The organism is Streptomyces sparsus (assembly GCF_054776295.1).
The window spans coordinates 1-2,911 of record NZ_BAAHCA010000632.1; the positions used below are offsets into that span (position 1 = coordinate 1).

Consider the following 2,911-nt stretch of genomic DNA (forward strand, 5'->3'; position numbering starts at 1 on the left):
CCGCGCCGGCGGCGGTGAGCAGCGAGCGGCGGCTGGGGGCGGCGGGGGCGGGCTGGGGGCTGCGGGCCATGGAGTGTCTCTCCCCGAGTGCGAACGCGGCGCCTGGCTCGGGGAGCGGTCGCTCCCCACCGGAATCCTTGGCACCGGTGGTGACCTGTGGCTGAACGACACCGGAACGCACAGCTGCCATCACCCGGATGGGCGAGGGCTGCTTCGCGACCGCCACGCTTCGCTCGTCTTCCGGTGCCGTCGCGCTCATCCACCGTTCATCTCCCGGGGAACCGGGGCGCGGCGTCGGCGGCGTGGAAGGATGGCCGCACCGCTGGAAGACCGGATGAGGGAGACACACAAGGTGCCTGGGAAGAATCTGACCCGCGACGAGGCGCAGGAGCGGGCGCGGCTGCTCGCTGTGGACTCGTACGAGATCGAGCTGGACCTCTCCGGTGCGCAGGAGGGCGGGACGTTCCGGTCGGTGACCCGGGTGCGCTTCACCGCGCGGGAGGCAGCCGGCACGTTCATCGACCTGGTCGCACCCGAGGTCCTCGCGGTGGAGTTGAACGGGCAGGCGCTCGACCCGGCCGAGGTGTACGCCGACTCGCGGATCGCGCTGCCGTCCGTCGCGGAGGGCTCCAACGAGCTGACGGTCACGGCGGACTGCGCCTACACCAACACCGGTGAGGGGCTGCACCGCTTCGTCGACCCGGTCGACGACCAGGCCTACCTCTACACGCAGTTCGAGGTGCCGGACGCCCGGCGGGTGTTCGCCGCCTTCGAGCAGCCCGACCTGAAGGCGACGTTCACGTTCACCGTGACGGCACCGGCCGGCTGGACGGTCGTCTCCAACTCGCCGACGCCCGAACCGTCCGGGGACGGCGGCACCGTGTGGCGCTTCGCGCCGACGCCGCGCATCTCCACCTACATCACGGCCCTGGTCGTCGGCCCCTACCACAGCGTGCACAGCACCTGGGAGGGCAACGGCCGAAGCGTGCCGCTGGGTGTCTACTGCCGTCCGTCGCTGGCCGAGCACCTGGACGCGGACGCCATCTTCGACGTGACCCGGCAGGGCTTCGACTGGTTCGAGGAGAAGTTCGACCACCCGTACCCGTTCGAGAAGTACGACCAGCTGTTCGTGCCCGAGTTCAACGCCGGGGCGATGGAGAACGCCGGCGCTGTCACCATCCGGGACGAGTACGTGTTCCGCTCCAAGGTGACGGACGCGGCGTACGAGATGCGCGCCGAGACCCTCCTGCACGAGCTGGCGCACATGTGGTTCGGCGACCTGGTCACCATGGAGTGGTGGAACGACCTGTGGCTGAACGAGTCGTTCGCCACGTACACGTCGATCGCGTGCCAGGCGCACGCGCCGGGCAGCAGGTGGCCGCACGCCTGGACCAGCTTCGCCAACCAGATGAAGACCTGGGCCTACCGGCAGGACCAGCTGCCCTCCACCCACCCGATCATGGCGGAGATCAACGACCTGGACGACGTCCTGGTCAACTTCGACGGCATCACCTACGCCAAGGGCGCCTCGGTGCTCAAGCAGCTGGTCGCGTACGTCGGCCAGGACGAGTTCTTCCGGGGCGTGCAGGCGTACTTCAAGCGCCACGCCTGGGGCAACACCCGCCTGACCGACCTGCTCAGCGCGCTGGAGGAGACCTCCGGGCGCGACCTGAAGGCCTGGTCGAAGGCGTGGCTGGAGACGGCCGGCATCAACGTGCTCCGGCCCGAGATCAGCACCGACGACGCCGGTGTGATCACCTCGTTCGCGGTCCGCCAGGAGGCACCGGCGCTGCCGACCGGCGCGCGGGGCGAGCCGACGCTGCGACCGCACCGCATCGCGGTCGGCCTGTACGACCTCCAGGACGGCAACCTGGTCCGGCAGGACCGGATCGAGCTGGACATCAACGGCGCGCGCACCGAGGTGCCCGAGCTGACCGGCCGGAGCCGCCCCGCCGTGGTGCTGCTCAACGACGACGACCTCTCCTACGCCAAGGTCCGGCTGGACACCGACTCACTCGACGCCGTCACCCGGCACCTGGGCGACTTCACCGAGTCGCTGCCCCGGGCCCTGTGCTGGGCCTCCGCCTGGGACATGACCAGGGACGGCGAGCTGGCCGCCCGTGACTACCTGTCGCTGGTGCTGTCCGGCATCGGCAAGGAGTCCGACATCGGCGTGGTCCAGTCGCTGCACCGGCAGGTGAAGCTGGCCCTGGACCTGTACGCCGCGCCGGACTGGCGCGAGCAGGGCCTGGCCACCTGGTCGGAGGAGGCCCTGCGGCAGCTGCGGGCCGCCGCGCCGGGCAGCGACCACCAGCTGGCCTGGGCACGTGCCTTCGCCGTGACCGCGCGCACCCCCGGGCAGCTGGACCTGCTCGCCGGGCTGCTGGACGGTTCCACGACCGTCGAGGGCCTGGCGGTCGACACCGAGCTGCGCTGGGCGCTGCTGGAGCGGCTCGCCGCCACCGGCCGGGCCGACGAGCAGGCCATCGCCGCGGAGCTGGCCCGCGACGCCACGTCCGCCGGTGAGCGGCACGCCGCCACGGCGCGCGCCGCCAGGCCGACGCCGGAGGCCAAGGCGGAGGCGTGGGCGCAGGTGGTGGAGTCCGACAAGCTGCCCAACGCCGTGCAGGAGGCGGTGATCGGCGGCTTCGTGCAGACCGACCAGCGAGAGCTGCTGGCGCCCTACACCGAGCGCTACTTCGAGGTGCTCCGGGACGTGTGGTCGGCGCGCAGCCACGAGATGGCCCAGCAGATCGCGGTGGGTCTCTACCCGACGCTCCAGGTCTCCCAGCAGACGCTGGACGCCACGGACGCCTGGCTGCGCGACACCACCGACGTCAGCGCCGGGCTGCGCCGCCTGGTGACGGAGTCCCGCGCGGGCGTCGAGCGGGCGCTGCGCGCCCGGGCGGCC

At 71.8% G+C, this 2,911-nt stretch carries 2 protein-coding genes; one reads left to right on the top strand and one right to left on the bottom strand.

Annotated elements, in window-relative coordinates; translation table 11 throughout:
* Positions 1–190 (bottom strand): hypothetical protein (locus ACYVE9_RS21345; protein WP_461029503.1); only part of this gene is annotated, 190 nt, incomplete at its 3' end.
* Positions 191–352: 162 nt separating this feature from the next.
* On the opposite strand from ACYVE9_RS21345, the gene pepN reads away from it, so the two are divergent.
* Positions 353–2,911, top strand: a 2,559-nt coding sequence (gene pepN / locus ACYVE9_RS21350; protein ID WP_461029504.1) for an aminopeptidase N, incomplete at its 3' end; no start/stop codon positions are given.